Origin of the sequence: Halobaculum sp. MBLA0147, assembly GCF_041361345.1 — an archaeon.
In the GTDB taxonomy this organism is placed as follows: domain Archaea; phylum Halobacteriota; class Halobacteria; order Halobacteriales; family Haloferacaceae; genus JAHENP01.
Map to the genome: position 1 here is coordinate 22,170 of NZ_JBGKAD010000004.1, position 25,112 is coordinate 47,281.

Sequence of the window (25,112 nt, forward strand, 5' to 3'; positions counted from 1 at the left end):
GAGAACGGGTTGGGCAACAACCGGCACGTGCCCTGTCTGTGGAAACGACCACGAACAGAACCCTCCAACCGTTTGAAATCTCAACCCAGTGCCCGACAGTTCACTCCCTAACACCTGGGAACCACTCAGCGCAGACGAACTACCCGAGTCGTTCCCAGATCACGTGACTCCAGATGATGGCCCGTTCGCGTGGCGCCAGACCGACGACTCAGATAAGATTCTGTACGTTCAGCGCCGCGTCGGCCACTCACGCTGGGTGCTCACAGGCGGAAACTCAGTTGTCCAAACAGCGGATACACTTTCCGAAATCCAAGAGAAGGCACGAGAGTACATCGCAGAAAACCCAGATCCCTCGGCGATGGTCGGCTGACGGGTGGTCCGTTCAGAGAGTCATTTGTACTCCCAGCAATAACTGGAGGCTCCACCTAGCCGTACCGACCCACCGAAAAAGCCAGACACCGACAACCGGAGAAACGTTTTACCTAAACGCACCCGGCCTCGATTGACCAATATATGGTAAACACGACAACAGCAGACACTCCAGCAGACGCATTAGACAGCATTCTTCAGGAAACTTCAGCAGAAGCAACGCTCGTCACCACATCAACAGACGTGTTGGCAGGGCTTGCAGATGGACTCGCGAGTCCCCGTCACGACGGAGAAAACCTCACCGTCATCAGTATCCCGTCAGCCCTCAAAGACGTCAGAGATGACTATATCATCGCAGGGAAACTCGCTGATAGTGGTGTGACTCTCCGTGCTGCAGAAGGAGACCTCAGCAACTACCTCGTGGACGACACTCACATCTGGACACTCATCCCCACTGCCAGCACCACAGTTGTTACGCGAGCCGACGAAACCACTGCCGACCACGTCAGAGAGATCACAGACACAATCGCTCAAGACAGTGAAGAATTCTCCCTTCGAACTGCTGGACATGCTGAGCTCATCGACGACCTACAGTCCGAGGCTGCAGATGAGACTGCAAAGTACTTTGATGCAGCCCTCAAGTATCTCGATACAGTCCCATCAGGAAGGGGGAGCAAGATGAACGAGATAGTCTTGCTCATTGCTGCCGGGGTGGCAGCCAACGAGCAGCTGTTCACGGTAGGAAAAGCCGCAGAAAACACGCAACTAGGCTCACGTGCAACAGTCTCGCGGACGAAGGGCGATCTTGAGGACAACGGACTCATCACCACCGAGAAGGTCCCAACCGATGTAGGGCGGCCACGACTGCGTCTGCTCCCACCCGAGGAAACAGAGATCACGAGCGAAGCCGACTTCAAAGACTACCTCGACGATCTCAAAGCCGCACTTCAATAGAGAATCTCTTTTTTTCACGAAGAACCCACATACGGTAATAATAGCTGACACAGACCGCTTCGGAGGAGGACGTGGTCACCAGACACTTGTGTGTTTGTGCCGCCAGAGGAGAGTGAGATGAGTTCACTCACAGGCTCCGACGGTGAACAAGGAACCGTCACAGTTCGGATTCGTGAGACCGTCGACGATGACAGCCCCCGTGGAGAGGCCTACTCTGACGATCGGACAACCCTCGCGTATGTGTACAGGGGGGCAGAACTCCTTCAGACGGTCCACGCAACATCGGCGCTGAAGGCACTGATCGACGATCCACCGCGTGCAGCCACCGAGATCTCGACGACGCCAGCTGGGACACTCCGGCTATCCGATGCGTATCTCGAGGCTGACCTTGTTGTCGCCTCAAGCGTCCCTGATGCGGTAACGGAGGCTCCGCCGGAAGCATCGACAGTCGAAGTACAGGTGTCATCCAGCGCCTCTCTGGACACGGAACCCGGCCCCGGTCAAGAACAGATCGCCAGCTACCTGTCCGACGAGTAACATCACCACCGATGGCTATCTTCAACTCCGAAATGAATCAAGCCCTCGGTGCTATCGAACACGAACACGACTTGCAGATCATCGGCGCCTGGAACACTGGGAGCCGAGCGTGGGGCCTCAGTCACCCCGACAGCGACCATGATATCGCCTTCATCTACGCACAGCCGCTGAGCCACTACCAAACGATGTCCAACTACACCGCTTCTCTCCAGGGGGACGGCACCGAGCTCGATTCATTCGACTCAACACGCAGGGTTGCACAGGAAGACATCGACTTCGAAGGGTGGGACATCAAGCGGTTCCTCGAACTCCTCGCGGACTCAAACGCGACTGCGATGGAAGCGCTCAATTCCCCGATCTCGTACTCAACACACCCGATTCTCGACGACATCAGAGCGTACGTTAATGACCACTTCGAGGTAATCTCGCTGTACGACCACTATCGGAGTTTCGCGAAGACGCACTACTACGAGTACCTAGCAGATAGCGACCGACCAACAGTAGACAAGAACCTCTACACCGTTCGAGCGTGCCTTCTCGGCCTGTACATCCTCGAGACTCACGAGTATCCACCGCTCAACTTCAACGACTTCCTCGACGAGGCCCCTGACAACGTGCTAGACGGGTGGGACGTCAACGAAATTCGCTGGCTGGCTGAGCTCAAGCAAGACGGTGAAGGGGCCAGAGAGTGCGGGACGCCGTTCAACGAAACCATCGAATCACAAGTTCTCCAGCGGACCCTTACCCATACGGATCACGTCCGGTCTCCCCACGAGTTTTCCGAGGAGGCCCGGACCCACCACGGGAACTACCAGCATAAGAACGTTCCACACGAGGAACACCCACCCGATGGGTACACGTGTTGGCCACCTCACTGCAACGGCCACACGGACAGCATCGAGCTGGACCGATACGTACAGCAGCTGATCCAGTCAACAACGCTGTTCCAGTGACTCGCATCCGGTAGCTCACGATCCTCCCGCTTGGTTCGACTAGTACCCACTTCCAGAGATCCACTGCTGCCCGCCACGGTGTCACAGCAACACGGCCGTCACCAGTTCGTCCCACCGTAGAAGCTAAACACCTCACACGAGTTTTTGCCGACAGGTGAGAGTGGATCATGTTCAAAGAAGGCGACCGGGAAGACCCAGCGCACCGACACGCAGTCGTTCACCTCCTACAGAAAGCCCCGAAGTCGGCGCTCGCGCTCGCAATCGGAACGAACGGCTCGCGGACCCCTGACGACCTAGACGGCGAAGAGTGGGCCAAGGGGATCATGGAGGTGGGAGGCGCTGTAGCAGCGCAGATCGAGCGCGACCACAGGGATTTCCCGATGTACGCAGTCGCAGGAAGGAATGGCTTCGAATTGGTATCTATGGGATCCACGGAGACTGATGAAGAAGCGAAACTCGTGCTGGACAACATACTCGGTCAAGAAGACACTCGCATCACCCTGGTCCACGTAGACCACACCGCCGAAGAAATCGTAAGTCGGACGACGAAAGGTAAGTAAGACCACATCACACTCCGAGTTTTCGCACAGCCACCTCACACTGACGAACACACCTACTCCACATGGTCGACACATCACTCATCCCCGACACTCCGTCAATCCCCCCAGCCGAACCGCTGATCGAACGATTCCTTCTGAAACTCGGGATCGGTGCAGTGTACTCCGAAGAGACACTGACCAAGGTTCACCTCCCCGCAGTGAGGAGCTACCTCCTGGATAACGGTCTCGACGTCGACGAAGACGGATTCATCGTCCACACGGACTCCGGTGACTACGCCGAGCCATACGGATTCAGCGATGACACTTGGGAAGCGGCAGACAGTCCAAGTGACTCCCCGCTCGACGACTACTTTGTCGGCCTCTCCGACACCTCAGACTGGCTTCTGACCGAGCAGGACCGTCTCCATCTGACCGATCTTCACGCTCTCTGTGATGCCGGTGACGGTGACGGTTCGCATCCAGTCCCAGACGACACAACGATGCTGGACAGATTCCACCGTCGGACTGGACGCCACTTCCACACCGTCATGGATTGGAGTGACACTCTTTCTCGCCTCCCGAAATACGAACGGATCGAAGACATCGCCCCGACGGTGGAGGTCCATCAAGATACGTGGACAAGCGAAGACTACCCGGTACAGCTCAACTGCATCGCACCCTCCTGCCAGTACACCGGACCAGCCGATCACTGGCTTGGTGATTCGGACGATCCAGTGTGCCCCGAGTGTGGGGGTGCGTGGACCGACAATGTCACCGTCTGCACCGGCTGCGGCGACTGGCATCGTGGACCCCACTTCGAAGGAAAAAGCAGGCACGCCAAGCCTTCGTGCCCGAACTGTAATGCCGGGACAAACCTTCTCCACCCCCGGACTCATTACACTGAGATCGACACTGAGCCGGTCGCTCTCGCCCCAGAGTGTCACGACTGAAGGAAACTGGCTGACATCTTCTCTATGCTGTGCCTACCCACAGTGGTACGACACTGGTTCGACTCCAGTGGTGGGTATCCCGCAAGGGAATGTGATAGCACGATGCTAACCGAATTGGAAGTCACCGAATCCAGGTGGGTCACCAGCACCCCGTTCCAGACCGAGAAGACGCCAGACAAGCATAGTGATTACAAGATTCCCGCACCCATCGCCAGTGTACTGGAGTACATTCAGGAGCACACTGATGTGGATGTTGTCGCAACCTGCTGTAGTAGCTGTGCCGTGTCGTCACTAGGGGAAACCACTGGAGTGTACTTCACCTGTCAAAGCCCCAACACGGTCCCGATCTTGGTCGGGCACACCGACTCAACGGCTGTTGACGCGCTCCAGGAGGCCTGCGAGGAGCACGATGTTCCCTACGACTGGAACGGTACCGAGCATAAACGAATCGCAGTTGGAACACCCGACTACTACTGAATTTCACCCATGTCAGACACAGAGTCTCCCTCCCCACGATCGTCAGTCAAGCGTCAGACCGATGCCGCTGCCGTAGTCCGAGTCGACAACGTCGAGAGTGCCGGACAAGCAAAAGAGAAAGCAGAAGCGACCTATCAAGACGAAGTGAACGATGCCCCTGTCATCACCGTCACTGAGGACCTGATGCCGTCGGGGGCTTATAAGGTGGCCGTGATCGAGGTGTAAGGCACACTCTACGGTCACCAGTACCTGTTTTGGTTCAGACGCCGGTTCGACTCCGGCGGCAGGTCTTCCCTGGAGGGGGAACCGCTTCCTCCAGGGGCTCCGATCACTTATGTACGGACGAACCCCACCCCAGCGACAGATGAACTTCAAGGACGTACCGCCTCGGAGAGATGGAACTAACTGCATCGCCACCTGCCCCGACTGTGGCGACGAACTCACCCCATACGAGGAAGTCGGAGATGAACCCCACGAGTGCACCAACTGACAGAACCAACACCAGCTGCCCCCACTGTGGGTCCGACATGGATCTACTGGAGAGTCTAGGGAGTATCAGCGTGCTTCAGTGTAGCAACTCTGAGTGTCAGCACACCCTCAGAGGAGCGTCGTGTCCAACCTGCGAAGGGCCCACAGAACACACCTGGATCGGGCTGTTCAGGCTCCGGTTTTCAGTGCACTGATGAGAAGTGCGGGGACTTCATAATCTACGAGCGCAAGCCGATCCCACGTTCGCCTTAGAGGAACGTCAGATCACAAATTCACCCATATGGTATACCACGGTTCGATTCCGTGGATGGGCATCCCCGCAAGGGGTAGGCGTCACCAATGACGGTACACGCGTTCGAAAGCGAAGGTAGTATCGGCCGATTCACCAGTCCTGAGCAGCCGGAAGGGATCGACGTACCGGCAACATTCGATTCCGACGTACTCCATGCTGAACACGGCCACCTCCCTCAAGAGTGGTACACTCAGATGGTCTTCGTTCGGAACGGAACTCTGCGTGCCGCAGCGATCGTGAACAAGGACAAGTATGTCGAAGCAGTGTACAAACAGACTCCAGCCGATCCGACATTCGGATCACGCGAGTGGGGCTGGGTCGGATACGTGTCTGAGGGAGACTACGAAGATCTCACCCCAGGCGATGTCCCCGCTGACGAACTGAAGTGGGTTGACGACAACTACATCAGAGACGACGAGGTGGTAGAGGAAAGTGAACTCACCCGCCTTGGAACAAGCGACTACAGCGATGATCCGGTATATAGGTGCCCTCGCTGTGGAGATGGACAGATGGAAAAGTATCTCGACTGCCCGATCTGCGGTTGGGCAGGGATGTGCCAACCAGGCTTCGAGCCCGACCGCTGTCCTGCAGAGTAGCAGCCACAACTAGTAATACGCTCTAGAATCAACCGAACAATACAAACAAATGAGCGCTCCTAACAAGTCAAAAGGCGACTCTGACTTCGTTATCACTGCCTGTGAGGATTGTGACGCCCGGTTCCAAGGGAGTTCGCCGGAAAAAGTCGAAACCCTCGGGTTGAATCACTCTTCGAAGACACTGCACACAGTGGCTGTAAAGAGCGGTCATTCCCGACTGGCCGCTGTGTCCAAACTCAAGGAAGACGAAGCTCTGTCACACCACCACTAATCAGCTCACTCCTTCTCTATTTTAATACGTCAATAGGACCACAACTGTTATTTATACCCACAGATGTGGTTGGACCTATGGTTGATCCATCTGCCCCCGTCCAGCAGACGGAAACGGTGACTGAAGACGATGTCCGAGAGTACAGAGAGAAAATCGACAAAGCTGTCGACGGCATCATCGAGCAACTGAGTGACAATCCTGCTCGAGACATCGACGAAGAGATCCTCGAGGCAGCACGGTGGGCCGATGCTGGATACGGAGACATGGAGTACGTAGCCCTTCTGGCATCACGAAACGATGTCCCCCAACTGCAAGTAGGGGGGCGGACAGAGTGGCCCGTCATCGTCGGTGAAGCAACCAGAGAACTAGTTGAGGCAGACATCAAAGATCGTCTCGAAGAACGGCGTGAAAAACTCCCGGAGTCAGCTGCAGATCACTTCTAAAACCGTCACTCGTTATTTACCAGCCGTTCCTCGCACACCGATGAGCTACCAAAGCACGCTTAGTCACAACCACAGCGGTGAAACCTGCGAAAAGGACTGGATCGACATCTCCGACCACACGACACTCGACATCACCGACCTGAGGTACCCGAACGCCCTGACCGGTACTCACAGCAAATATCCCGACATCGACGGCTTCAGCTACCACAACCCCCACACACGCGGAGAAGCGACTCTTGTCGACCTATGGCAGAATACAGCTCCCTCCCGCATAGCTACTCGGGATGACCCTGATCCTGAGCGTATCCCTGGGAGTGCGTCGCTGATCACTGAAGGAACGCGAGAGTTCGTTCGACACCGCGGCATCCACGTCATCGATTTTCCGCGCTACTACTCTCGGTTCGACGAGTACCAGCGGGTCGCTCACCTCTCGACTGGCGGTGGGGTGATTTCGCCGGACTACCTTGAGCGAATCGTCCGACTCGCAAACGGCAGTGGTCGGATCGACACAGATACAGTGGCACTCGTACTCACCGATCAGGGCGACGTTGTCGCAGTTGGAGAGCGTGGCGCGTGGCTCATCGACCCCATCTATTCGACGCCCTACGCAGACCCGCTTACCTCAGATACCGGCCACTACGAAGAGCTCCAGCACTCGCCTGTCTCCGAGGTAACTGGTCCAACTGGGATCGCTGTCCCCGAGATCGATCCCACCCGTCGCAATGGGGTCCAGGTCCTTCTGACACTCTGTTGGCGGAGCGACCGGCTCCCAACGCTAACTAGGTGCGAGGCTGAATCGCCGACTGACTGTTCAACCCTCCCGTCGTGGGTTCAGGAGGGCACCCACAGATTCGAGGCAGAAGGAACAAATGACACGCTCAGTGTGACCGGCGGCACACTCGCGCGTCTCGGGGGCGACTGGCAGTCGAAACACCGTGTCACTGCGGGAAGCTACAGCGAGACCTTCTATATCAACGGTAGTTCTGACAAGTTCTTCGAGAGAGTCCCAGTTACAGCACCTCCAGCACGTATCGGGGAATGGGTTGCTCTAGATCCCAATCGAACAGCCGACGAGTTCGATAACGTCTCATCCCCGTTCACTGCAAACCCATTTCCGCTTAGAGGGGTCGTCGTCGGCTACGACACCATCTGGCGGTCATCTGAAAGAGTCGCTCGGAATACGACATATGCAGTCGGCTTTGGGCTCGAAATCTGTGTGCTTACCCCGGAGCTTCAAACCCAGACAGCGATCCTCCCGATCATGACGACCAAGGTCTGACCTCTCACCCGGCACTAGCGTTTGTACTTCCAGAGAGGGGCGAGACCTATGGCGAAGAACTCACACAGCGAGGACTCCGTCCCCCCAGACATCGCAATCGTGGACCTGTTCGCGGGTGGCGGGGGGTTCTCCACCGGCCTGATCCAGAGTCTCGTCCAGACACACCGGTCACAGATCGCGGCAGCTCAGGACATCCCAGAGCCAACTGTTCAGTGGACGCATCCCGCAGTCGAAGACTGGCTCGCAGAACACCTGAGCTACGTCGCAGTCAACCACGACTCGGACGCCGTCGCGACGCTTCGTGCTAACCACGGCGAGTACGGGACGATCCACAACTCGCGTGTCCAGTCACTACATCCACCGAGTGCTGTCGGCGATGTTGATGTCGACATCCTCATTGGCGGCCCGTCGTGCGTTCCGTGGTCGCACCAACAGGACGGCAACGCGAGCGATCAACTCCGCGCCTCCCCACGTGCCGTCACTGACTGGGTGTCGCACCTCCAGCCTGATGCGTTCCTACTGGAAAACGTCGAGGGCATCCAGCGGTGGGGCGCCGAGATCGACGACACCGACACGGGTGAGATGTTCCGCCACTGGGAACGGTCGTTCGAACTTCTCGGGTATGACCTCGATACGGCAGTGATCAACGCGGAGACGTACGGCGTCCCCCAGACTCGCAAACGGTTCTTCCTCCAAGGCCGTCGCGACGGCGAGCCCAGGTGGCCCGAGCCGTCGACGCCGACCAGCCACCCGGCCGCGGCGACGATCCTCGACAAGAGCAACATCGGCACCTGTCTGTGGGAACGCGATCCGCTCGCGGCCGGAACGACGTCCCGACTTGCACGGTACCCGCGTGAGTATGGCGACCACGCAGCCTGCCGTCCGCTCGCGGACGCGCTCGACGCCGTCACTCCAGGGACGCACAGACAGCTCACGCACCGCTCACTGGACACGTTCGACTGTGGTGAAGCCGTCCCCGATGGTGGCGACCTCCGCGTCGCCTACGGAACGGTAGCACCGACACAGGCTCCTGATGCCACAGGCCGCGACCTCCCACCGCTCACGATGGCCGGTGGCAGCGGCGGAATCCCCCATCCGGTGACTGACCCGGTCCCGACAGTGACCGCGTCCGGAGCGGTCCACGTCGCGTTCATGAACCTCTACGAGATCGCGTCGACGCCCGCAGGAACGCGGCTCTTCCCACTGGCCAATCCCGATTCAGACCCGTACCTCCCGCCAGCAGGCGAGACGACCGGCGTTCTCACCACCCCGACTACCGACGTCGGCCTCGAAGTCCGCTACCGGCTTCTACAACCCCGTGAAGCAGCCGCAGCCCAGGGCTTCCCTGAGGAGTACGTCTTCACCCCGAGTACGAAGGGGGACACAGAGACCCTGATCGGGAATGCGGTTCCCATCCCCCTCGCTCGCCAACTGACGACTCCGCTCGTTGAGGCTACTACGAGCGTCACCGCAGAAGACTAACTACCCCAATCCGTTCTCCTCACTATGTCAGACGACACCCCCACCGACCTCGGCAGTGTAGCGTTTCAGCCAGACAGCGAAGACCTGCGCGTGGTTGTCCAATGCCTCGCGAAAGCTCGTGAGACGACTGCCCTCACGAGCGAAAAGACAGCCATTCAGCAAGCGATGACGGCTCTCGACCCAGGAAACTCTGATCCTCCTGAACTCCCGGCAGACCTCGTGCCAGTCGTCGACGACGTGCTTGAGCAGTGCCGGAACAACCGGGTGTACACGGAGCGCGGCCGCCAACGCATCGACGGCGCGCTCGCCTACCTCCGTGACCAAGCTGCCGAGTGACCTCACGCGGGTCTGTCGATTCGCCCGGACTGTTTGTACGTCCAGGGCAGGGTGAGATGCCACACGACGCGCCTGGCGACTCGGACAACCAGACACGGATTGAACTGAGTCGTAGCGAACTCAGAGCGAAGACAACAGACTACACCTACCTCGGGCGCACGCTTGACGGCGCAGTCTATCACCTATCGCCGCACCTCGGGCCAGACGGCGTCGCGGTAATCTGGAAGCTCACCGGCCCGGACGGCGAGATTGTCGATATGGAAGCGGTCAAGTCCGATCCACACTCCCAGCGGGACCGCACGCTCGAATTTGTAGAGGAAATTGACGACACCGTTGGCTGGGAGGAGTGTCGGTACAGTGGGCCTGAATGGGTGGAGAACTTGGCGGCCGCAATCACCTCACACACGCCCCAGAACACGAACGCGGACACGGAGACGCAACCATGACTGACGATCACTCTGACCGCGTGGTAGCCGTCGACCTCTTTGCTGGGGCTGGCGGGTTCTCCGAAGCGCTCACGCAGGTCTGTAGCGACCTCGGCTACGACCTCCAGCTCGCTGCGATCAACCACGATGAAACCGCCATCGCAACGCACGAGCAGGCCCATCCCGAGGCAGTCCAGTACCACTCGAAGGCACAACAACTGCATCCGCCGAATGTGATTGACGACCTCGTCGAGGAACCCGTCGACGATGTTCATCAGGCCGACGTGTCGGTGGATCTCCTCATCGCGGGGCCCGAGTGCACGCACTTCTCACGTGCTCGCGGCGGCAAACCTGTTCGCGAACAGAAGCGAATGCCGGCGTGGCACGTCTTGGAGTGGGTCGGCGCACTCGCGCCCGACACCATCTTGATCGAGAACACACCAGAGATCCAGACGTGGGGGCCTGTCGTCGACGGCGAACCGACCCGTAACGGTGACCTCTTCGAGATTTGGACTGATGCGTTCGCGTCCTACGGGTACGCGCTGGATGTCGCGGAGTTGAACGCAGCCGACTACGGGGCTCCACAGAGGCGGAGTCGGTTCTTCCTGCACGCACGTCGCGACGGCCGACCAACGTTCCCCAGCCCGACACACGGTCCTGACAGTTCGGACGATACTAGCTATCGGACGGCCGCTGACATCATCGACTGGTCGGACCTCGGCACATCCATCTGGACGCGAGACCTCACAGAATCCCGAGTGCATTCGCCGCCGGCTGACTCAACGATGGATCGGATCGCTCAGGGGCTACGTGAGTTCGGCCCACCAGCACTCACGCCGTTCGCTGACGCGCTCGCCGGCCTTGATCGAGACCGGATCAAAACGCTACGAGAAGACATCGTTCCCCTCTCCGAGAACCCGGCCGCTGTGCACCGCCGAGACGAGCCATTCCTCGTCGACACTGCCTCCGTCAACTCAGAGGATTCCGACAGCACCTCGCTGTCGCTGATGCTCCCCGCCTCTGTGACCGACGCTGCCACCAGTCGTGAGCACGACAGCCCCTCTACGTCCGACGGTGATCGTCTGCCGACGTACCTGTGCCCCCTCTACAACAGCACCGGGGACCAGCCGCCACGGACGCGGAGTATCGATCGCCCGCTGATGACGGTCACGGCCTCGAAGCCGGCGCCGTCGATGCTCGCCTCGCCCGTCCTCACTCCGTTCATCGACGACGCACAAGCTGCACCGAGCGGCATCCGCGAGCCACTGCACACGCAGACGACAACAGAGACACACTCACTCGTCGTCCCAAGCCTCCACCGCTACGGCCTCGACATCAAATACCGGATGCTCCAACCGGCTGAACTGAAACAAGCGCAGGGCTTCCCAAGCGAGTACCCAATTCAAGGCACGAAGTCTGAGCAGACGACGCAGATCGGGAACGCGGTTCCAGTTCCTCTTGCGAAGGCACTTCTCAGGCACGCACTCACGGAGTCGGCACCCAACCTCCGGTCGTACGGTGGTGGGATACCGGATCATGATCCCGATGAGGTTGCTGTCCCCGCGTACGACGAAGTCCTCGCAGAAGTCTCAGACTGACCACGAACGCAGGCTGCGAGAAGACACTAACCCACCACCTCAGAGCGGTTTGTATCCACAGAAGTAGGTGAGGGGTTCCGAGCCCCAAACACCCATGAGCTCTCGAAGAACTCACACCGAGCCTGGAGCACAGCCTAGCACTCAGCCAGCCTCACGGAAGCCGTCCATCGACGCACATTCGGTCGCAGCGACGCTCCCCAGAGACTTCTTCGACGATGTCTCCGTGACCGGCCCGGGTCGAACTGACACGGCGCCGACGCTCGCGAGTCGTCTTGCGGCCCAGCTCTCCGTCCCGCTCGAGGACGTCGACGAACTGTGTGTTCGTGCAGACGACGCAGAGCGCGCGCTTCTCCAGCGGACGTTCGATGCAGAACCAGGCGTCGACATCACTGTCCTCAACTGGGGGCTCTGAGTCTAGCGATCAATCGCGCACGTCACCGACCACTGACCACCACAATTTGTACCGGCAGATACAGACGGCCCATGTCTCAAGCCACAAATCGCGAACAACAGAGACATCAACTTGACGCAAAGAAACTCCCAGAGAACGGACCACGAGACGTTCCATATCTCGTGGTCGCTCGATCAGAAACGGTCTCAGCCGATGTATCTGTCGAGTGGGATACTACCCAGGGGTGGGTGGTAAACATCGACCCTGTTGGCGATACCGACACCAAGAGTGTTCTCGTCGACGAGGAAGCCGCAAAACAGATCGCTGAAGCTGCGGCACCAGCAAGCACCAACGGAGAGAGCTTCTCCACTGGCGATGAGGCACGGGTCGCCCTCCAGCTTGAGTGGACTCGATTCACTCCGGAACATGCAGAGACAGATGGGTGGCGGTACCGCATCCGAACATCTCCATCTCGAAGCGGATCGTTCCGAACCGTTTCAGCGGAAACCGAAGCTGCGCGCCAGGCTGCTCGAGTGCTTCCCTTCGTCTGGAACTACGAACTGTCCTTCGAGTCTTCCGAAGCAGAGGCTGAGTAGCTGACCAGCATCACCCGACCGAGTAGATTTAACACGAGTCACCCCGACACTTCCACCATGACCGACAAACTCGTCTACGACCACATAACCGGATACGGCGAACCGGCAGACACCAACGACTTGAACTTCGACCCTGTCGTTTTCGACCGGGCCACCAAGGGACTACAAAGGTACCTCACAGACCTGTACGGGTTCTCGAAAGGTGCAACACCAGTGTCAGAAACCTTCGACGTGAAAGAGCATCCAGTATTCAAGCCTGGGAACGGAGACGTCGAACTGCATGACTCAGAGGCAGAAGGTATCTTCCCAGTGAAAGGGACGTTACTGAAGAGGATTCTCGACGCCGTTCCCGGCTGGTGGGACGTTACCGTTATCGATGACGCACGTCGGGAGGAATCCAACAGCTACGCTGTTCGCGCCCGGGCGGACTGTGGTGGTGAGGTGACAATCGGGACTGCGCTGTACGTGTCCGAAGGCTCGTTCACTGAGGTTCTAGTTGACCATACGGACCTCGTCCATACAGACACTCAACACGAGGTCGGCAAGGTGGACATGTTCTCTCCGGCCGACTTCCCACAGATCACTGCCTACTTCTACCGGCTCGTCCAGTACGCGTACACTGATCAACTCGATTCGCGCCCCGTAGCACGCGACTACACCGCTACTAAACCGCATATGAACGCCAAGGGAAAGACCCGAACGCGTCGCGGGCTCCAGGTGTCCCACGACTATCCGACCTGGGGGCACATGATCGGCATCAAATCGGACACTGTAAAAGAAAACGCATTCGACGGCAGAAGAGAGTTCACCAACTGCGGCCTCAGTGAAACGCGAAGAAGTCCTCCGGCGGACCTCAAGGCACGCCCAGCGCTTGAAAAGGCTGAGCCGAAAGAACAGATCGTCACTGGCTCTGTTCGCCTGAGGTAGCGTCGCTGCTTCACACGCGGTTGTTTGTGCTCGCAGTGATCAGTGGACATCCTACAGTCCCACTACGACAAACCATGATGGTACACGATGTAAGCACCGACTCGACTCGCACCGTTCCCTCAGTTGAACGCATTCACGACGCGATTACCGGCTCACCCGAGGTTTCCGCTGACGATGTCTTTGCCGCTGAAACTCCCGATACCGGCGGCGTCCAAGCGATGTACGCCCCCAAGATCGGGAAGATCGCCTTCGAGGAAGACGCCACGTTCACCGACGTTCGAGTCGTAAGCCTGCTTCTCGATGGATCAGCCGAAGAACTCTCCCTCAACGGGTACGACAATGCCTCTGTCGAAGTAAGCAACGACATCACGGAGTTCAGATCCGGTCGTGACAGGGTCACCGTTGAGCCAGCTGACGCACACGGACACGCCTCTGGTGACTACATCGTCGCCGGAAGCTACGAAGGAGACGAGGGGAAAGTCTTCGACGAGCAGATCGTCAACGGACACGGTCGTGCACTCCTTCGGGCACTCCACGTGCTCGATACGCTCGTAGACGAACGGGACAGCCCAGAGCCAGATCGTAAAGCGGCAGTCAAGAACGCCCTCCGAGCGGGGAAGCCTCCTGCACCTGACTCTCACACGGATGAGTGGGAACTAAAAGTACTGTACCGCGAGGAAACGCTAAAATTCCGACTCCGCCAGCAGTCTGATCCTGATGGGACGGAGTTCAAGATCACGCCGGCCCCCCAGCAAACCGCAGACCAGCTTCTGACGACACTCACTGACGACCGAGCTGGCTACACTGTAGGTGAAGACGAGTGGGAACCAGTAGAAGTTGAGAGCATATCACGCAGTGGGAACGACCGAGACCTACTTCTGGTCACGACTCCAGTTGGCGCAACCTACGAGTTCACCGTTGCCACGGGGGACATCCCTGCCCCTGTAAAAGAAGAGTAGAGACAATATCCCACCTGCACTGATTACCTCACTAAGAATAATCAGAGCCTTTATTATCTACTATCACCTACTTTCCAATGCAATGCAACGACAAGTCTTCGTGTTCGTTCAAGGTGTCGGTCTACCAAGTTTGCTAGCACTAGGGGTTATCCTCTTGGTCACACCCTCAGTTGAGGTCCTTGGTGATGCCGCTGAGGTGTGGGGTAACTCAACTGCAGGTGCTGACAGTGGCGTTGAGATGGATGCTGGCACGGCCCTTGCACTGTTTGAGGCTCTGACCACAGCCCTATCGCAGGTCCTCACAGTTGGGGGATTCGTCGCATCGGTCTCCATCGGGTGGAAGACCCTGGGTAAAGGAGGCGTGGTCCTCGCTGCAATGGGAGCTTTGCTCACAGATGTCGCTACCTTGCTGATTACAGCCGTTACTGTCGGAGCAGCGCGTGCTGACGTAGGAGTCTTCGTACTACTCCTTGCTGCCACGCTTCTGTTCTGGCGGTACTTTCCGTCACAGTTCTAATCATCCAGTTGAGCCCATACCACCTTAGTCAGCTCACCAGATAAACTAGAGTACTGGCCACTCTCCATCCTGGACCAGTTTCTATTCGCAGTGGAAAGTGGACGATAACGATGAGTAACGCACCACAGCAGCGACTCAATCTCGACGAGTGGTACGAGGACGCACTCACTGACAGCACACTCTCACAGTCTGACACACGAGAGTTGGCCGACCATCTGGTGGACCAAGCGATCGATGTGGCCCTCTGCAACTACTACGATGACGTTATGTGGGACGCCGAGTGTTCAGCGATCACTCACGCAGCAGCAACCGCCAACGTGGACATGGAAGTGCAGATGTTCGTGGAACGGCTCCCAGATGGCGTCCCCTCACCAGCCCAGACAATCCAAGGGAGATCGCTCACCGAGCAGTGTGAGTCCCTACTGCCGGTCGGCATCGCACGTCGTGTCTCTGACGAACCAATCCACATCCTCACACCTGAGCAGGTTGCCGTCCTCACCGACGAGCAACACCGCCGGCTCGTGAAGAACGATATCACCGATGAATTCGTTGACGAGGTCTTCGCTCGTCTCGCAGACGGTGACTTCGACGACACACTCGAAGACATTCGAACTCAGAGAGTGCGAGCGCACGATTTGAACGCTGATGATGTCCGGTGGCCAGACACGTGGGAAACCGCAGATCAGTAACCATGTCCGCAGACAGAGACGAGCTTTCTCACCTGCCAACGATTTCTCCGGCCGCCGGGATGAGAGCAGGCCGCGCCGTCTCTGATCCGGCAACCACCAACCAGCGCGACTCATCGGCTGACCCAGTACACCTCCGGGGCGGCGATCTCGTTCGATGGAGGCCCAATCCCCACACCTCGCGTTTCATCTGGCTGCAATCATCAGCCGGCGTCATCATCGTTCAGGCGCCAGAGTGTTCTCGCCGCCCTGACATCCAAACACTCGACGTCCTCGTCGAACGGGGCCGTGCAGCAATCGTCGCCCGTAACATCAACTCTGAACAGCAGGCAGCTGCTGTCGCGCACGAAACAGAAACGGCTCCAGAAGACCGTCCGCCACTGTCCACTTACGGGCCAGTCGATCACTTCGTCGCCGATCGAATTCGATCACAGACCGTCGCCAACGAGTTCCTCGCATCGCCGTATGTCGGCCACCCGCTGGGATCTCAGCACTGTGCGATCGCGTATCTGGTGTTGCGCGATGGTGGGATCAACGGCGACATCGTCGCGCTCGCGACCGTCGAGAACCGGACGAATCCCGCTGCCGACGACGGCACCAGCGCTCAGTTGAGTCGCCTCGCTGTCCTTCCGACGACGCCGAAGAACACTGCATCACGGCTCCTCGGGGTGGTCAAGCAGTGGGCAGCGCTCGCAGGCTTTCGAAAGCTTGTCACACACTCCGGCGTCGGTGCGAACGACGGAACGATCTACAAGGCCGCCGAGTTCGAACCGGGTCCAATCACGGAGCGCTCAACTGACTGGGGAAACCGAGACGGACGCACCGTCGTCGACAATTTCGAGCGCCAGCGGTGGACGTACGAGCCGACTGTCAACGGCCGTCAGCCAGTACGTCCTACAGAAACCTACTCCCCTGAGACCACACTCGCCGATTTCACCCCAGACATCACTGATGGAGCGCCGGCATCAACGTGGGCGTTGGCACGATACGATCGTGCACCTGACGCTGTCTCAGATCTCCTAGACACAGCTATCGACGCCGCCAAGACACCACCGAACACATCCCACACAGAGGAGATCCAGAAGACAGTCGAGTCAGCAAGTGGCACCGAGAACCCCGCCGACCATCACGCTCTCTTCGGCGCTGTCCACGCGCCTACCGGGACGCCCATCGCACTGGCGCCGGTCACTCGCCCACTCTGGCGCTGTGACCGTCGTGTGACGATCGACGGGCTCGTCACCCATCCGAGTGTTGACCACGCTGCAAACCTCGGCTCGTGGCTCTTCGCGCGGATCAGAGACTGGGCGCAACTCCTTGGCGCACCAGAGGCACAGCCGACACTCAGCGCCCCAGCGATCGATCCAGACGACTCACCGCGTCGACTCACCTCCCAGTCATCGATCACTCACGAGGCAGCAAAGCAAGCGAGCATTCCCCACACAACAGACACAGCCGACAGTCCTTCGGAGGAGACTACTCCCATCCCGGCAACGGTCTAGCTCACACCGGGTAGAGCATTTGTACGTGCAGGTGAGAGTGGACACCTTGCGGTGTTTCCCGCACCAGTATCGAATTCCAACTGCCACCGAAGACTGATCCATGCCAGAAGTACGACTTGAGCTCCCAGAATCGGGGCTCACCGAATCCGCAGTCCGTGCCCAGTTAGCAGACCAATTCCCTGACGCCACAGTCGAGGTCAGCGAGGACGGCCGATTCCTCCACATCGGTTCTGATCAGGAATCTCTCGTCAGTACGGCTCCCCCAACAGAGCTCAACGAAGGCTGCCCAGAGTGCGACTCTACCGCGTTCAAAGCGTCTACCAGCAACCTCGCTCAGGACCACTTCACTGCAACAGGGGATCGGCTAGAGTACGCCGAGACAACTGGTACCAGTGAAACCGTCGGCTTCATCGCCCTAGAGTGCGCCGAGTGCGCCGAAGTATTCATCGAAGACGGCGAAGTCGTGTGGGGGGACTCCAATGAGTAGCGAGCAACACAAAGAGACGACCGAGGTGGAGGTGACAATCTCAGGATGGGGCTCTGTGTCTGTAGTCGGTCCACGACGACCACCGTTCCCGTCGACGAAGAAAGTTCTCCACAGACGGATAATCCCAGTGCGTACCCAGGACGAGAAGAAGAGGTTGAAGTACTGGCCAACGCCATCGAAGACATCCCACCAGAAGAACTGAAAGGCCGTCTCTTGGAGGACCTCGAGATCGAAGCCACCACCTTTGGAGACGAGTAGGACACACGAGCCAGACATCCCTGCACAGCCTTTGCAGGAAACGTGGATAGCCCTCAGAGACAGCAACCATCACCAGCCCCGACCTTTAATCACCTCTCCCAGAAAGAAGAACTCACAAGGATGTCAGACGATAGCTCACACACAGACGAGACGGATAAGCCCATGCCCGACGCAGGCAACTCCGAAAAGCCAGTTGGAGACACCCTCAGCGATCCTAGTGTGCCAGAATTGAACACACGGATGGCCGAGCGCACGATCAACGAGATTACCGGCCAGATGATCGAACGTGCCCATATCGCCTTCGAGACTCACGAGGTCCACCCGATCACCCCCGACGGGGGACGATTCGACACCGCAAAACGAGAGGAGTGGAAGATCGTGTTCAATCAGACAACAGGCACTCACGGCTGGCAAATAGAAGATGGAACACTTGCAGAAGGTGCCTACGTCGAAGATGTCGGACTCCTAGTATTCGAAAACGGGTGGCTCTTCAAGAGTGCAGAAGGCTGGGTCAAGTCCGATGCTGCTATCGAGCGAATTCAAGCCCTCAAGCAGAGACGCGAAGGGTGGTACGAAACCCTTGACGAGACGAAAGCCGAAGTGTTCACCGGAGACTCGAGAGTGAACTTCGCAGTCAGACGCAATGGCGACGTGTTGCCCGGGTTCTGGCAGTTCACTCCAGGTGAATTCGAAGGGCCGCCAGAACATGTAGTCGCATTCCGAGACGGCTGGGATGCAGCTCGCGAAGACAGTGACAGCACTTCACAGGACTAGTGCAATGGTCGCTCGCCTGAGAAGCCAACAGAGCAGAAACCCGGGTCAAAGAACCGGCAGTTGATTCTCTGTCCACCAAGAACTCACGAATGACAGACGACACAAGTTCCCAGACGAATCTCTCGGGATTCGACTCAGCACAACCAGCATCGTCGACGCCCACCAGTTCCACCTCATCGTCCACGGATGCACTGGCATCGTCTTCCAGTCCTCTCGCAGACGAACTCTCGGGACTGTACAACGATGTCGCCTCGCTCGCTGAGTCACAGCTCCCGAGTAGTCTCGCTGACCTCCCCGACGTGACGTCGCTAGCACCCACGACTCAGACAGGGCGAACGAACGCTGTGCCAGACTGTGTCTCAGTCGCACCATCCACCGTTGGCCCATTCACCCTTGCGACGCACAGTGAGGACCACCTCCAATACCAGACTACCGGCCCGGCGTACGAACCTGACAACGGCCACGGAGGGAGTATTCTCACAATCAAATTGTACCGGCAGGGTGACGAGTACCACCGACGGACCACCTGTATCGTCGGCTTCGAAAACCCAGACACTGTTCGCAACCAGACCGTCTCAGGCCCTCTCTCTGGAACAGTCCGCGGTCACGATCCCAAAGAGAATCCTGGCGACTTCTCGGTGACTCACGCCGCTGAACCCTTCGAACCAGAAGACGCGAATCCGATGACAGCATTCATCCTGTATCTTCATCACCATCCGGGCGCACTCAGCCAGAGCCTCCCACAAGATCCCGACAACTGGACCTGCGCCAGACTCACAGCAAATACGGGCTGGTGGAGCGCTGCTGCTCCCGAGTCCATTCCAGGGGACCAGCTCCGTCTGATTTTGAGAGACGACACACTGACGCTCTTCACCCACTCACCGGCAACCGATGTCATCAGCCGCTCATATCAGTCGGTCACTGCTCTTCCTGATCCCCTGGATGACATCTGCACGACCGTATCCGAGGGGGAATACCGATTCCCAACACCAGCAGCAGCCACAGAAGCAGCCCGCACCCTCCTGTCGGCGTCACCAAAGTCTATCATCAAGACAGACTGATCACGCTTCGTTCTCGCCCAGGGCCTTTATACTCGCATGATGGGGTGACCCGTAATGCCAGATCAATCCGCCGATAATCCTGCCCGGCCCACGTCCGCGGCCGACACAGATCACCCAGCGTACGAGCCAAAACCAGACCGTGGCGTCCCACAGGAGCTCGTCCGCGATCCATCACCGGACCTCGTTGCTGAAACCGTGTGGCCGGTTCCGGTTTCGCAGCGCCAACGCGATCTTCACTCAGTGAGTGTTTCAGCGGGCCCTGACGCCGGGGAAATCACTGTCCGGCCTGGTGATGTTCTCGAGTACATCGCTGACCACCGCAAAGAACTGTTGCTCGTCCAGTCGGTTCTTCCAGCCCCTGATGGGGTTCGGCTCGGCACTGTCGCCGAGACAGACGGGCTCCTTCTCACGTTCTCCAACCGGCTCAACGACTTTCGCACCCTCGATCTTTCGGCACACCGGGGTCACGCCTCTGACGCCCACTCGCTCGAGATCAACGCCCCCCTGTTGACGACTGGCGAGCATACCCTCATCGTCCACGAAGAGGCCGTCACGCCGACAACTGGGATCACGTGGCCGTCGTTCAACGAGATGTATCGGTACAAGCGGGACGGTAAAGACTCGGTCACGACCAAGTCCGACCGCCAGACACGCAGTGATCTAACGCCCGATCCACCAGTCCCTGACACCCCGGCGTACGAAGCCGACGACCTTCGCAACGAGATCATCACCGGTGACGTCCGCGATGTCCTTCCACAGATCGCAACGAACAGCGTCGACGCCTGGGTCACGTCGCCGCCGTACTACGACCAGCGTGACTACGACCACCGAGATCAACTGGGCCGAGAGGACACAGCAGAGGACTATCTCACCGAACTCCTCTCCGTGATCCAGCAGTTGATGCGGGTCACCAAGCCGACGGGGATGGGGTGGCTCGTCATCGACGACACGTTCACCAACGGGGCTCGGAAGACGATCCCCCAGCGGCTCCAAGTCGAACTCACACGACTGGGGTACGACATCTTCGCCAGCGGCCCGTGGGTGAAAGAATCAACAATGCCCGATCCCGCTCCAAACCGGCCATCTCACACGCACGAGACCGTCATCGGTATCGCGGATAGTGATATACAACCTGCCGAGCGGTACTTCACGAAGGAGTGTGCCGACACCACCGACGACACGTTTGACGCGACACCTGGCCAGTCCGGCCGCGACCACGACGCGGTCTTCCCAGTCGAACTCCCGGAACGACTGATCAAGTGGTCCGTTCCCGACCGCGTGTGTGGTGAGTGTGGAGCGCCACTGCAGCCCGAGTACGCAGTGACCGACATCCGCGACCTCGACACGTCACGCCCACAAGCCCGTCGCGCACTCGAGATCGCTGATGAGGAAGACTTGAGCGACGCCGACCTCCGCGCTCTCCGTGCGGTCGGCCTCTCAGCAACCGGGCAAGGCAGTCGCGTCCAAGATGGTGCCGGACAAAACGCGACCGAGACAGAACAACGGGCCGCTACGGCACGGGAGACACTCGGTAGCTATGCCCGTGAATTCACCGCCCCACTGAAGAACCATGCTCACACCTCTCGGACATGTGACTGCCAGACGTGGAGAACGCAGCCAGGCCTGGTGTTCGACCCGTTCATCGGCAGTGGGACCACAGGGCTCGCCGCAAACAAACAACAGGTGGACTGGAGTGGCATTGAACTGAACGCAGAGACGGCCGCCTCAGCGCGCGACACACTCACCACACATACGCCGCAACTTGACCTGACACAGTTTTAAAACCGGATCTCTGCGTGATCCACCCAATAGATACTGCAAGCACATGACGAACAACCTAGCATCTGACAAACCGCTGCCAGCACTTGAGCAGTGCAACTTGCTCCTCAGTGCGCTTACTCGTTTCGGCGCGTAAGGCCATCTACTACCCCCTTTACCACCCCAGAGGCCAACACTCCGAGTGGAAGCACTACACTATGTCCCAAAACGCTGACAGACGACACAGCACCAAGAAGAATAGATCCGAGAACCCATCGCTCCCAGCCAGACCAGCTCTCTCAATAGAAGACCCGTCATCATACAGTGTCGATCATAACCGTATCCTGGGGTACGTCCGTCAGAATCCCGAAGGTATCCGATCAACAGTACTCGCTGAGCAACTCGACATAGCGAAGAGTACAGCACGAGACGCTCTCGATCGACTAGTGAGTCAAGGTGTGATCGCGAAAACGAAACTAAGTCACATGGTCACTCTGTACTACGATCCCGCGGGGAAGTACGCTGACCAAGAGTACATTGGGGGGACTTCTATCCTTTCACAATCTGAGCGGCAGTATCTGTTGACCGGAGAAGCGGACAACCCCCCATCGGTAATTCTCAACAACATCACCGAGATACCACTACTGGAGGATTTCTGGGAGATGAAGGTGAGCGAACTTCCGTCACGTCTTGATTTAGAACTCTTGGCTGCTCGCGCAGGTGTAGAAGACCCATTTAGCGTGTCAGTGAGGACGCTCGCCAGTCAACTAGAACAACAGGCATCAGAACGAGACACACCACTCAGTGCTCTATCAACTTCTTCCTCATCCTCAGTAACAAGACTTCAGCTTCAACAGATCCGGCTCTGGCTCGGTCTCTCCGAAGACCAGATAACAGAGTTGTTCTTGGAAAACGGAGAATCGCCCTCTATCCCTGGCCCTGTCGCAACAGACAAGATCCTCAACGAGGTCGAACCGAGATCAACTCCAGACCCTTCACCGGTGTCCACATCATCTAGAGTTGAAAACAAGTTCGAACGTCCACCTGAAGAGAATTACGTGACTGAAGAAGACGTTGACCCACACGAAGCCTCACCAACCGATGCCTACGCCAGTGCTCTCATGGAGTTCTATCGAAGGTTTGCTCTAGAGCACGGGTTCTTCTCAGAGAATCCATCATGGACAGCCCGTATTCCATCTGAGTTTCAGTACTGGTGGTCTCTATCAGCGTGTGAGTACACAGTGCATCGAGAGACAGGAGACACACCTCCACTCCCGGACAAGGAAGACCTCCCATACCAGATTCCTGAAATCCCACAGATCAGCGGCTCATCTCTCTCTGCTTCCCTATCAACCCAGGCGCAGCTCCGTGAGATACTAGAACTGGCCCATCTAGAGCCCCACGCTCTCACTGCCCCACATGTGGAGACCCGGCTTTCTGTCCCCAGACGGGACGCCAACAAGGCGCTGAATCACCTCGTTGAGCTTGGGCTTCTCCAGTGTAGGTCAGAAGGACCAAAAGCGACTCTCTTCTACCCCACTTCTGTAGAAGAAGGTACAGCAGAGATAGTCACCCCGCAGTTAGACAGGGCGATAAATGAACCGAGCGGTCCACTCCCCGTAGGGACTCGCGCCAGTATGGTCGCCGATACACTGGTCGACGAGATGTTCGCTGTCCCGTTTAGCCAGACCCTATCAGAGAGCTTCATTACTACGCTACTTCAGCTTGCCACTGAGGTCCAGAGTCGCAAAGCAGAGCGAGCTCCACTCACCGATCTTCCTGATTTGAGTGGTGACCCCCGTGATGACCTCTCTCGTGCCGACTGTACCACTGTATTCAGTCTGTCTGGAGATAGCCCCCCTGTCGAGAAGTTCGCAGGCTATACAGCAACCGACTGGAGAGATTGGGCAAACACCCTAGAAACAAACAGAGCCCTGATCCAGTACGCCCATGACGAAGACCTCACCTCGAACGAACTGATAGCAGCTGTTGATCCACTGGAATTCGATACCCCTCCGAAGTTCATGGAACGGAAGATCAAGACGATGGTAGACGACAAAAGACCCGACGTTGGTCTTCGGTACCCTACTGTGTCTTGGGCACTCAAGAGTGCACTGGTAGTACACTGGAGGGAGTCTCCTTGACATCCTCCCACCCCTAAAGGGGTGGGCTTTCTCCTTGCTACCACTGTAACCGCCCAGTAGAATCCTACTCCCGTCAAACCACAAGCTAAACAATCTCTGTACAGTTAACACGCACAGACGAATGAGTAACCGACTCCAGAACATCGCTACTGCCGGCTTCGCCATCGGACTGTTGATAGTCGCCCCAACAATCCCCTCACCACACTTTCTCACCGGTGACCCTATCGGCGCCATCATAGGCATCCCACCTACGATCATCACCGGACTGCGAACCACAGGAGTCACCGTAATCGCTCTATCAGTGATCGCTGGAACACTCAACCATGATCCCGAACCTGAATAGGCTCAGATAGCCGCTATCCCTCACGTCAGTACGTTTGTCCCCACAGGGGACAGTGGACTCAAGGTAGCACAGACCACCCGCGCCGACAGCACCGGCTGACGACCATCACACACCACTCACCCACACACTATGACAGTCCGCCTTGGCGACCGCTACAGATTCGAACGCACCGATGAGTTCATGAACCACCTCGATGTCGATCATCAGGAGATCGCGTCAGCTGCCCCCGAAGACGATCAGGAAATGATACTCAAGATGGCAACCGAATTGTCAGACCGGTCTCCGGATTCCATCGCTGATCTGACTGAAGAGGACATCAACGAGTACGTCCGCGAAGTCGGGCTCACTCAAGTGGTCATCCAGACACTCGATGCCAGAGACGCTGAATATGTCCACCTCCGAGACAACTCACTCCACACCGTCGTCGAACTCCACCCTGAGCGCGAAGGCAGATCCCGTCCGCTGTACGACGGCGAAGAGTACACTGTTGACGGACGTATCGTTGATGAGGGCATCTCCGTAAGTGTGTACGACAGTGACAACGCCGTTGTCAATGAAACATGGGTCACTGACGCTGAAATCGAAGACTTGCGGGATCGAGACGGGAGCGCCTTCACGTTCTCGATCCCACGAACATCGGACGCCTGAGTCTGACGTAGTTGGAACAGGCCCGTCACGGCCAGCATTCTGAATACAGCCCACCCACACACCCCACACAGGAG

General features: G+C 58.0%; 28 protein-coding genes and 1 pseudogene. All 29 read left to right on the forward strand.

From position 1 onward, the window contains the following. The first annotated feature begins 513 nt into the window (after window positions 1-513). Window positions 514-1,323 (forward strand): transcriptional regulator TbsP domain-containing protein, encoded by an 810-nt coding sequence (locus tag RYH80_RS17975; protein WP_370905473.1) that lies wholly within the window; start codon window positions 514-516, stop codon window positions 1,321-1,323. A 117-nt stretch (window positions 1,324-1,440) separates the two neighbouring features. Then, complete coding sequence (locus RYH80_RS17980) at window positions 1,441-1,860, forward strand: hypothetical protein (protein ID WP_370905474.1); 420 nt, start codon at window positions 1,441-1,443, stop codon at window positions 1,858-1,860. An 11-nt stretch (window positions 1,861-1,871) separates the two neighbouring features. After that, the gene (locus RYH80_RS17985; protein ID WP_370905475.1) at window positions 1,872-2,813 is read left to right on the forward strand and encodes a nucleotidyltransferase domain-containing protein; all 942 of its coding nucleotides are present in this window, start codon (window positions 1,872-1,874) and stop codon (window positions 2,811-2,813) included. Window positions 2,814-2,980: 167 nt separating this feature from the next. After that, window positions 2,981-3,373, forward strand: coding sequence for a hypothetical protein (locus tag RYH80_RS17990; protein ID WP_370905476.1), 393 nt, complete (start codon window positions 2,981-2,983; stop codon window positions 3,371-3,373). Window positions 3,374-3,435: 62 nt separating this feature from the next. After that, a complete protein-coding gene (locus RYH80_RS17995; protein WP_370905477.1) occupies window positions 3,436-4,302 on the forward strand; it encodes a hypothetical protein in 867 nt (288 codons plus the stop codon). Window positions 4,303-4,404: 102 nt separating this feature from the next. Beyond that, window positions 4,405-4,779 (forward strand): hypothetical protein, encoded by a 375-nt coding sequence (locus tag RYH80_RS18000; protein ID WP_370905478.1) that lies wholly within the window; start codon window positions 4,405-4,407, stop codon window positions 4,777-4,779. Window positions 4,780-5,143: 364 nt separating this feature from the next. Next, window positions 5,144-5,269 (forward strand): hypothetical protein, encoded by a 126-nt coding sequence (locus tag RYH80_RS18005; protein WP_370905479.1) that lies wholly within the window; start codon window positions 5,144-5,146, stop codon window positions 5,267-5,269. Window positions 5,270-5,607: 338 nt separating this feature from the next. Next, the gene (locus RYH80_RS18010) at window positions 5,608-6,156 is read left to right on the forward strand and encodes a hypothetical protein (protein WP_370905480.1); all 549 of its coding nucleotides are present in this window, start codon (window positions 5,608-5,610) and stop codon (window positions 6,154-6,156) included. A 348-nt stretch (window positions 6,157-6,504) separates the two neighbouring features. Further along, the gene (locus RYH80_RS18015) at window positions 6,505-6,870 is read left to right on the forward strand and encodes a hypothetical protein (protein ID WP_370905481.1); all 366 of its coding nucleotides are present in this window, start codon (window positions 6,505-6,507) and stop codon (window positions 6,868-6,870) included. Between the two features lie 40 nt (window positions 6,871-6,910). Beyond that, complete coding sequence (locus RYH80_RS18020) at window positions 6,911-8,149, forward strand: hypothetical protein (protein ID WP_370905482.1); 1,239 nt, start codon at window positions 6,911-6,913, stop codon at window positions 8,147-8,149. A 48-nt stretch (window positions 8,150-8,197) separates the two neighbouring features. Further along, window positions 8,198-9,631 (forward strand): DNA cytosine methyltransferase, encoded by a 1,434-nt coding sequence (locus RYH80_RS18025; RefSeq protein WP_370905483.1) that lies wholly within the window; start codon window positions 8,198-8,200, stop codon window positions 9,629-9,631. 24 nt (window positions 9,632-9,655) lie between these two features. Beyond that, window positions 9,656-9,967, forward strand: a complete 312-nt coding sequence (locus RYH80_RS18030) for a hypothetical protein (RefSeq protein WP_370905484.1) — start codon at window positions 9,656-9,658, stop codon at window positions 9,965-9,967. A gap of 56 nt (window positions 9,968-10,023) precedes the next feature. Further along, the gene (locus tag RYH80_RS18035; RefSeq protein WP_370905485.1) at window positions 10,024-10,413 is read left to right on the forward strand and encodes a hypothetical protein; all 390 of its coding nucleotides are present in this window, start codon (window positions 10,024-10,026) and stop codon (window positions 10,411-10,413) included. After that, a complete protein-coding gene (locus RYH80_RS18040) occupies window positions 10,410-11,990 on the forward strand; it encodes a DNA cytosine methyltransferase (RefSeq protein ID WP_370905486.1) in 1,581 nt (526 codons plus the stop codon). The genes RYH80_RS18035 and RYH80_RS18040 overlap by 4 nt, the downstream gene beginning before the upstream one ends. A 223-nt stretch (window positions 11,991-12,213) precedes the next feature. Further along, a complete protein-coding gene (locus RYH80_RS18045; protein WP_370905487.1) occupies window positions 12,214-12,402 on the forward strand; it encodes a hypothetical protein in 189 nt (62 codons plus the stop codon). Between the two features lie 71 nt (window positions 12,403-12,473). After that, the gene (locus RYH80_RS18050) at window positions 12,474-12,977 is read left to right on the forward strand and encodes a hypothetical protein (protein WP_370905488.1); all 504 of its coding nucleotides are present in this window, start codon (window positions 12,474-12,476) and stop codon (window positions 12,975-12,977) included. Between the two features lie 57 nt (window positions 12,978-13,034). Continuing rightward, entirely contained in the window at window positions 13,035-13,904 is an 870-nt protein-coding gene (locus RYH80_RS18055; RefSeq protein ID WP_370905489.1) for a hypothetical protein, read from the forward strand. Between the two features lie 74 nt (window positions 13,905-13,978). Further along, entirely contained in the window at window positions 13,979-14,863 is an 885-nt protein-coding gene (locus tag RYH80_RS18060) for a hypothetical protein (protein ID WP_370905490.1), read from the forward strand. Between the two features lie 82 nt (window positions 14,864-14,945). Further along, the gene (locus RYH80_RS18065) at window positions 14,946-15,380 is read left to right on the forward strand and encodes a hypothetical protein (protein ID WP_370905491.1); all 435 of its coding nucleotides are present in this window, start codon (window positions 14,946-14,948) and stop codon (window positions 15,378-15,380) included. A 110-nt stretch (window positions 15,381-15,490) separates the two neighbouring features. Continuing rightward, a complete protein-coding gene (locus tag RYH80_RS18070; protein WP_370905492.1) occupies window positions 15,491-16,069 on the forward strand; it encodes a hypothetical protein in 579 nt (192 codons plus the stop codon). 2 nt (window positions 16,070-16,071) lie between these two features. Beyond that, entirely contained in the window at window positions 16,072-17,565 is a 1,494-nt protein-coding gene (locus RYH80_RS18075) for a hypothetical protein (RefSeq protein ID WP_370905493.1), read from the forward strand. Between the two features lie 100 nt (window positions 17,566-17,665). Next, window positions 17,666-18,052 (forward strand): hypothetical protein, encoded by a 387-nt coding sequence (locus tag RYH80_RS18080; protein ID WP_370905494.1) that lies wholly within the window; start codon window positions 17,666-17,668, stop codon window positions 18,050-18,052. Window positions 18,053-18,097: 45 nt separating this feature from the next. Beyond that, window positions 18,098-18,310 (forward strand): hypothetical protein, encoded by a 213-nt coding sequence (locus RYH80_RS18085; RefSeq protein WP_370905495.1) that lies wholly within the window; start codon window positions 18,098-18,100, stop codon window positions 18,308-18,310. Window positions 18,311-18,430: 120 nt separating this feature from the next. Continuing rightward, window positions 18,431-19,084, forward strand: a complete 654-nt coding sequence (locus RYH80_RS18090; RefSeq protein ID WP_370905496.1) for a hypothetical protein — start codon at window positions 18,431-18,433, stop codon at window positions 19,082-19,084. 89 nt (window positions 19,085-19,173) lie between these two features. After that, window positions 19,174-20,145, forward strand: coding sequence for a hypothetical protein (locus RYH80_RS18095; protein ID WP_370905497.1), 972 nt, complete (start codon window positions 19,174-19,176; stop codon window positions 20,143-20,145). Window positions 20,146-20,199: 54 nt separating this feature from the next. Further along, window positions 20,200-21,927, forward strand: coding sequence for a DNA-methyltransferase (locus RYH80_RS18100; protein WP_370905498.1), 1,728 nt, complete (start codon window positions 20,200-20,202; stop codon window positions 21,925-21,927). A 194-nt stretch (window positions 21,928-22,121) separates the two neighbouring features. Next, window positions 22,122-22,355 (forward strand): annotated as a pseudogene (locus RYH80_RS18105) (hypothetical protein); the annotation flags it as partial. 33 nt (window positions 22,356-22,388) lie between these two features. Further along, complete coding sequence (locus RYH80_RS18110) at window positions 22,389-24,047, forward strand: hypothetical protein (RefSeq protein ID WP_370905645.1); 1,659 nt, start codon at window positions 22,389-22,391, stop codon at window positions 24,045-24,047. A 472-nt stretch (window positions 24,048-24,519) separates the two neighbouring features. Beyond that, a complete protein-coding gene (locus tag RYH80_RS18115; protein WP_370905499.1) occupies window positions 24,520-25,038 on the forward strand; it encodes a hypothetical protein in 519 nt (172 codons plus the stop codon). Window positions 25,039-25,112: the final 74 nt, after the last annotated feature.

Excerpts from the sequence above, each read along its gene's own strand:
- RYH80_RS17975 (WP_370905473.1), top strand. The coding sequence starts at position 514 with ATGGTAAACACGACAACAGCAGACACTCCAGCAGACGCATTAGACAGC.
- RYH80_RS17980 (WP_370905474.1), top strand. The coding sequence starts at position 1,441 with ATGAGTTCACTCACAGGCTCCGACGGTGAACAAGGAACCGTCACAGTT.
- RYH80_RS17985 (WP_370905475.1), top strand. The coding sequence starts at position 1,872 with ATGGCTATCTTCAACTCCGAAATGAATCAAGCCCTCGGTGCTATCGAA.
- RYH80_RS17990 (WP_370905476.1), top strand. The coding sequence starts at position 2,981 with ATGTTCAAAGAAGGCGACCGGGAAGACCCAGCGCACCGACACGCAGTC.
- RYH80_RS17995 (WP_370905477.1), top strand. The coding sequence starts at position 3,436 with ATGGTCGACACATCACTCATCCCCGACACTCCGTCAATCCCCCCAGCC.
- RYH80_RS18000 (WP_370905478.1), top strand. The coding sequence starts at position 4,405 with ATGCTAACCGAATTGGAAGTCACCGAATCCAGGTGGGTCACCAGCACC.
- RYH80_RS18005 (WP_370905479.1), top strand. The coding sequence starts at position 5,144 with ATGAACTTCAAGGACGTACCGCCTCGGAGAGATGGAACTAACTGCATC.
- RYH80_RS18010 (WP_370905480.1), top strand. The coding sequence starts at position 5,608 with ATGACGGTACACGCGTTCGAAAGCGAAGGTAGTATCGGCCGATTCACC.
- RYH80_RS18015 (WP_370905481.1), top strand. The coding sequence starts at position 6,505 with ATGGTTGATCCATCTGCCCCCGTCCAGCAGACGGAAACGGTGACTGAA.
- RYH80_RS18020 (WP_370905482.1), top strand. The coding sequence starts at position 6,911 with ATGAGCTACCAAAGCACGCTTAGTCACAACCACAGCGGTGAAACCTGC.
- RYH80_RS18025 (WP_370905483.1), top strand. The coding sequence starts at position 8,198 with ATGGCGAAGAACTCACACAGCGAGGACTCCGTCCCCCCAGACATCGCA.
- RYH80_RS18030 (WP_370905484.1), top strand. The coding sequence starts at position 9,656 with ATGTCAGACGACACCCCCACCGACCTCGGCAGTGTAGCGTTTCAGCCA.
- RYH80_RS18035 (WP_370905485.1), top strand. The coding sequence starts at position 10,024 with ATGCCACACGACGCGCCTGGCGACTCGGACAACCAGACACGGATTGAA.
- RYH80_RS18040 (WP_370905486.1), top strand. The coding sequence starts at position 10,410 with ATGACTGACGATCACTCTGACCGCGTGGTAGCCGTCGACCTCTTTGCT.
- RYH80_RS18050 (WP_370905488.1), top strand. The coding sequence starts at position 12,474 with ATGTCTCAAGCCACAAATCGCGAACAACAGAGACATCAACTTGACGCA.
- RYH80_RS18055 (WP_370905489.1), top strand. The coding sequence starts at position 13,035 with ATGACCGACAAACTCGTCTACGACCACATAACCGGATACGGCGAACCG.
- RYH80_RS18060 (WP_370905490.1), top strand. The coding sequence starts at position 13,979 with ATGATGGTACACGATGTAAGCACCGACTCGACTCGCACCGTTCCCTCA.
- RYH80_RS18065 (WP_370905491.1), top strand. The coding sequence starts at position 14,946 with ATGCAACGACAAGTCTTCGTGTTCGTTCAAGGTGTCGGTCTACCAAGT.
- RYH80_RS18070 (WP_370905492.1), top strand. The coding sequence starts at position 15,491 with ATGAGTAACGCACCACAGCAGCGACTCAATCTCGACGAGTGGTACGAG.
- RYH80_RS18075 (WP_370905493.1), top strand. The coding sequence starts at position 16,072 with ATGTCCGCAGACAGAGACGAGCTTTCTCACCTGCCAACGATTTCTCCG.
- RYH80_RS18080 (WP_370905494.1), top strand. The coding sequence starts at position 17,666 with ATGCCAGAAGTACGACTTGAGCTCCCAGAATCGGGGCTCACCGAATCC.
- RYH80_RS18085 (WP_370905495.1), top strand. The coding sequence starts at position 18,098 with ATGGGGCTCTGTGTCTGTAGTCGGTCCACGACGACCACCGTTCCCGTC.
- RYH80_RS18090 (WP_370905496.1), top strand. The coding sequence starts at position 18,431 with ATGTCAGACGATAGCTCACACACAGACGAGACGGATAAGCCCATGCCC.
- RYH80_RS18095 (WP_370905497.1), top strand. The coding sequence starts at position 19,174 with ATGACAGACGACACAAGTTCCCAGACGAATCTCTCGGGATTCGACTCA.
- RYH80_RS18100 (WP_370905498.1), top strand. The coding sequence starts at position 20,200 with ATGCCAGATCAATCCGCCGATAATCCTGCCCGGCCCACGTCCGCGGCC.
- RYH80_RS18110 (WP_370905645.1), top strand. The coding sequence starts at position 22,389 with ATGGTCACTCTGTACTACGATCCCGCGGGGAAGTACGCTGACCAAGAG.
- RYH80_RS18115 (WP_370905499.1), top strand. The coding sequence starts at position 24,520 with ATGACAGTCCGCCTTGGCGACCGCTACAGATTCGAACGCACCGATGAG.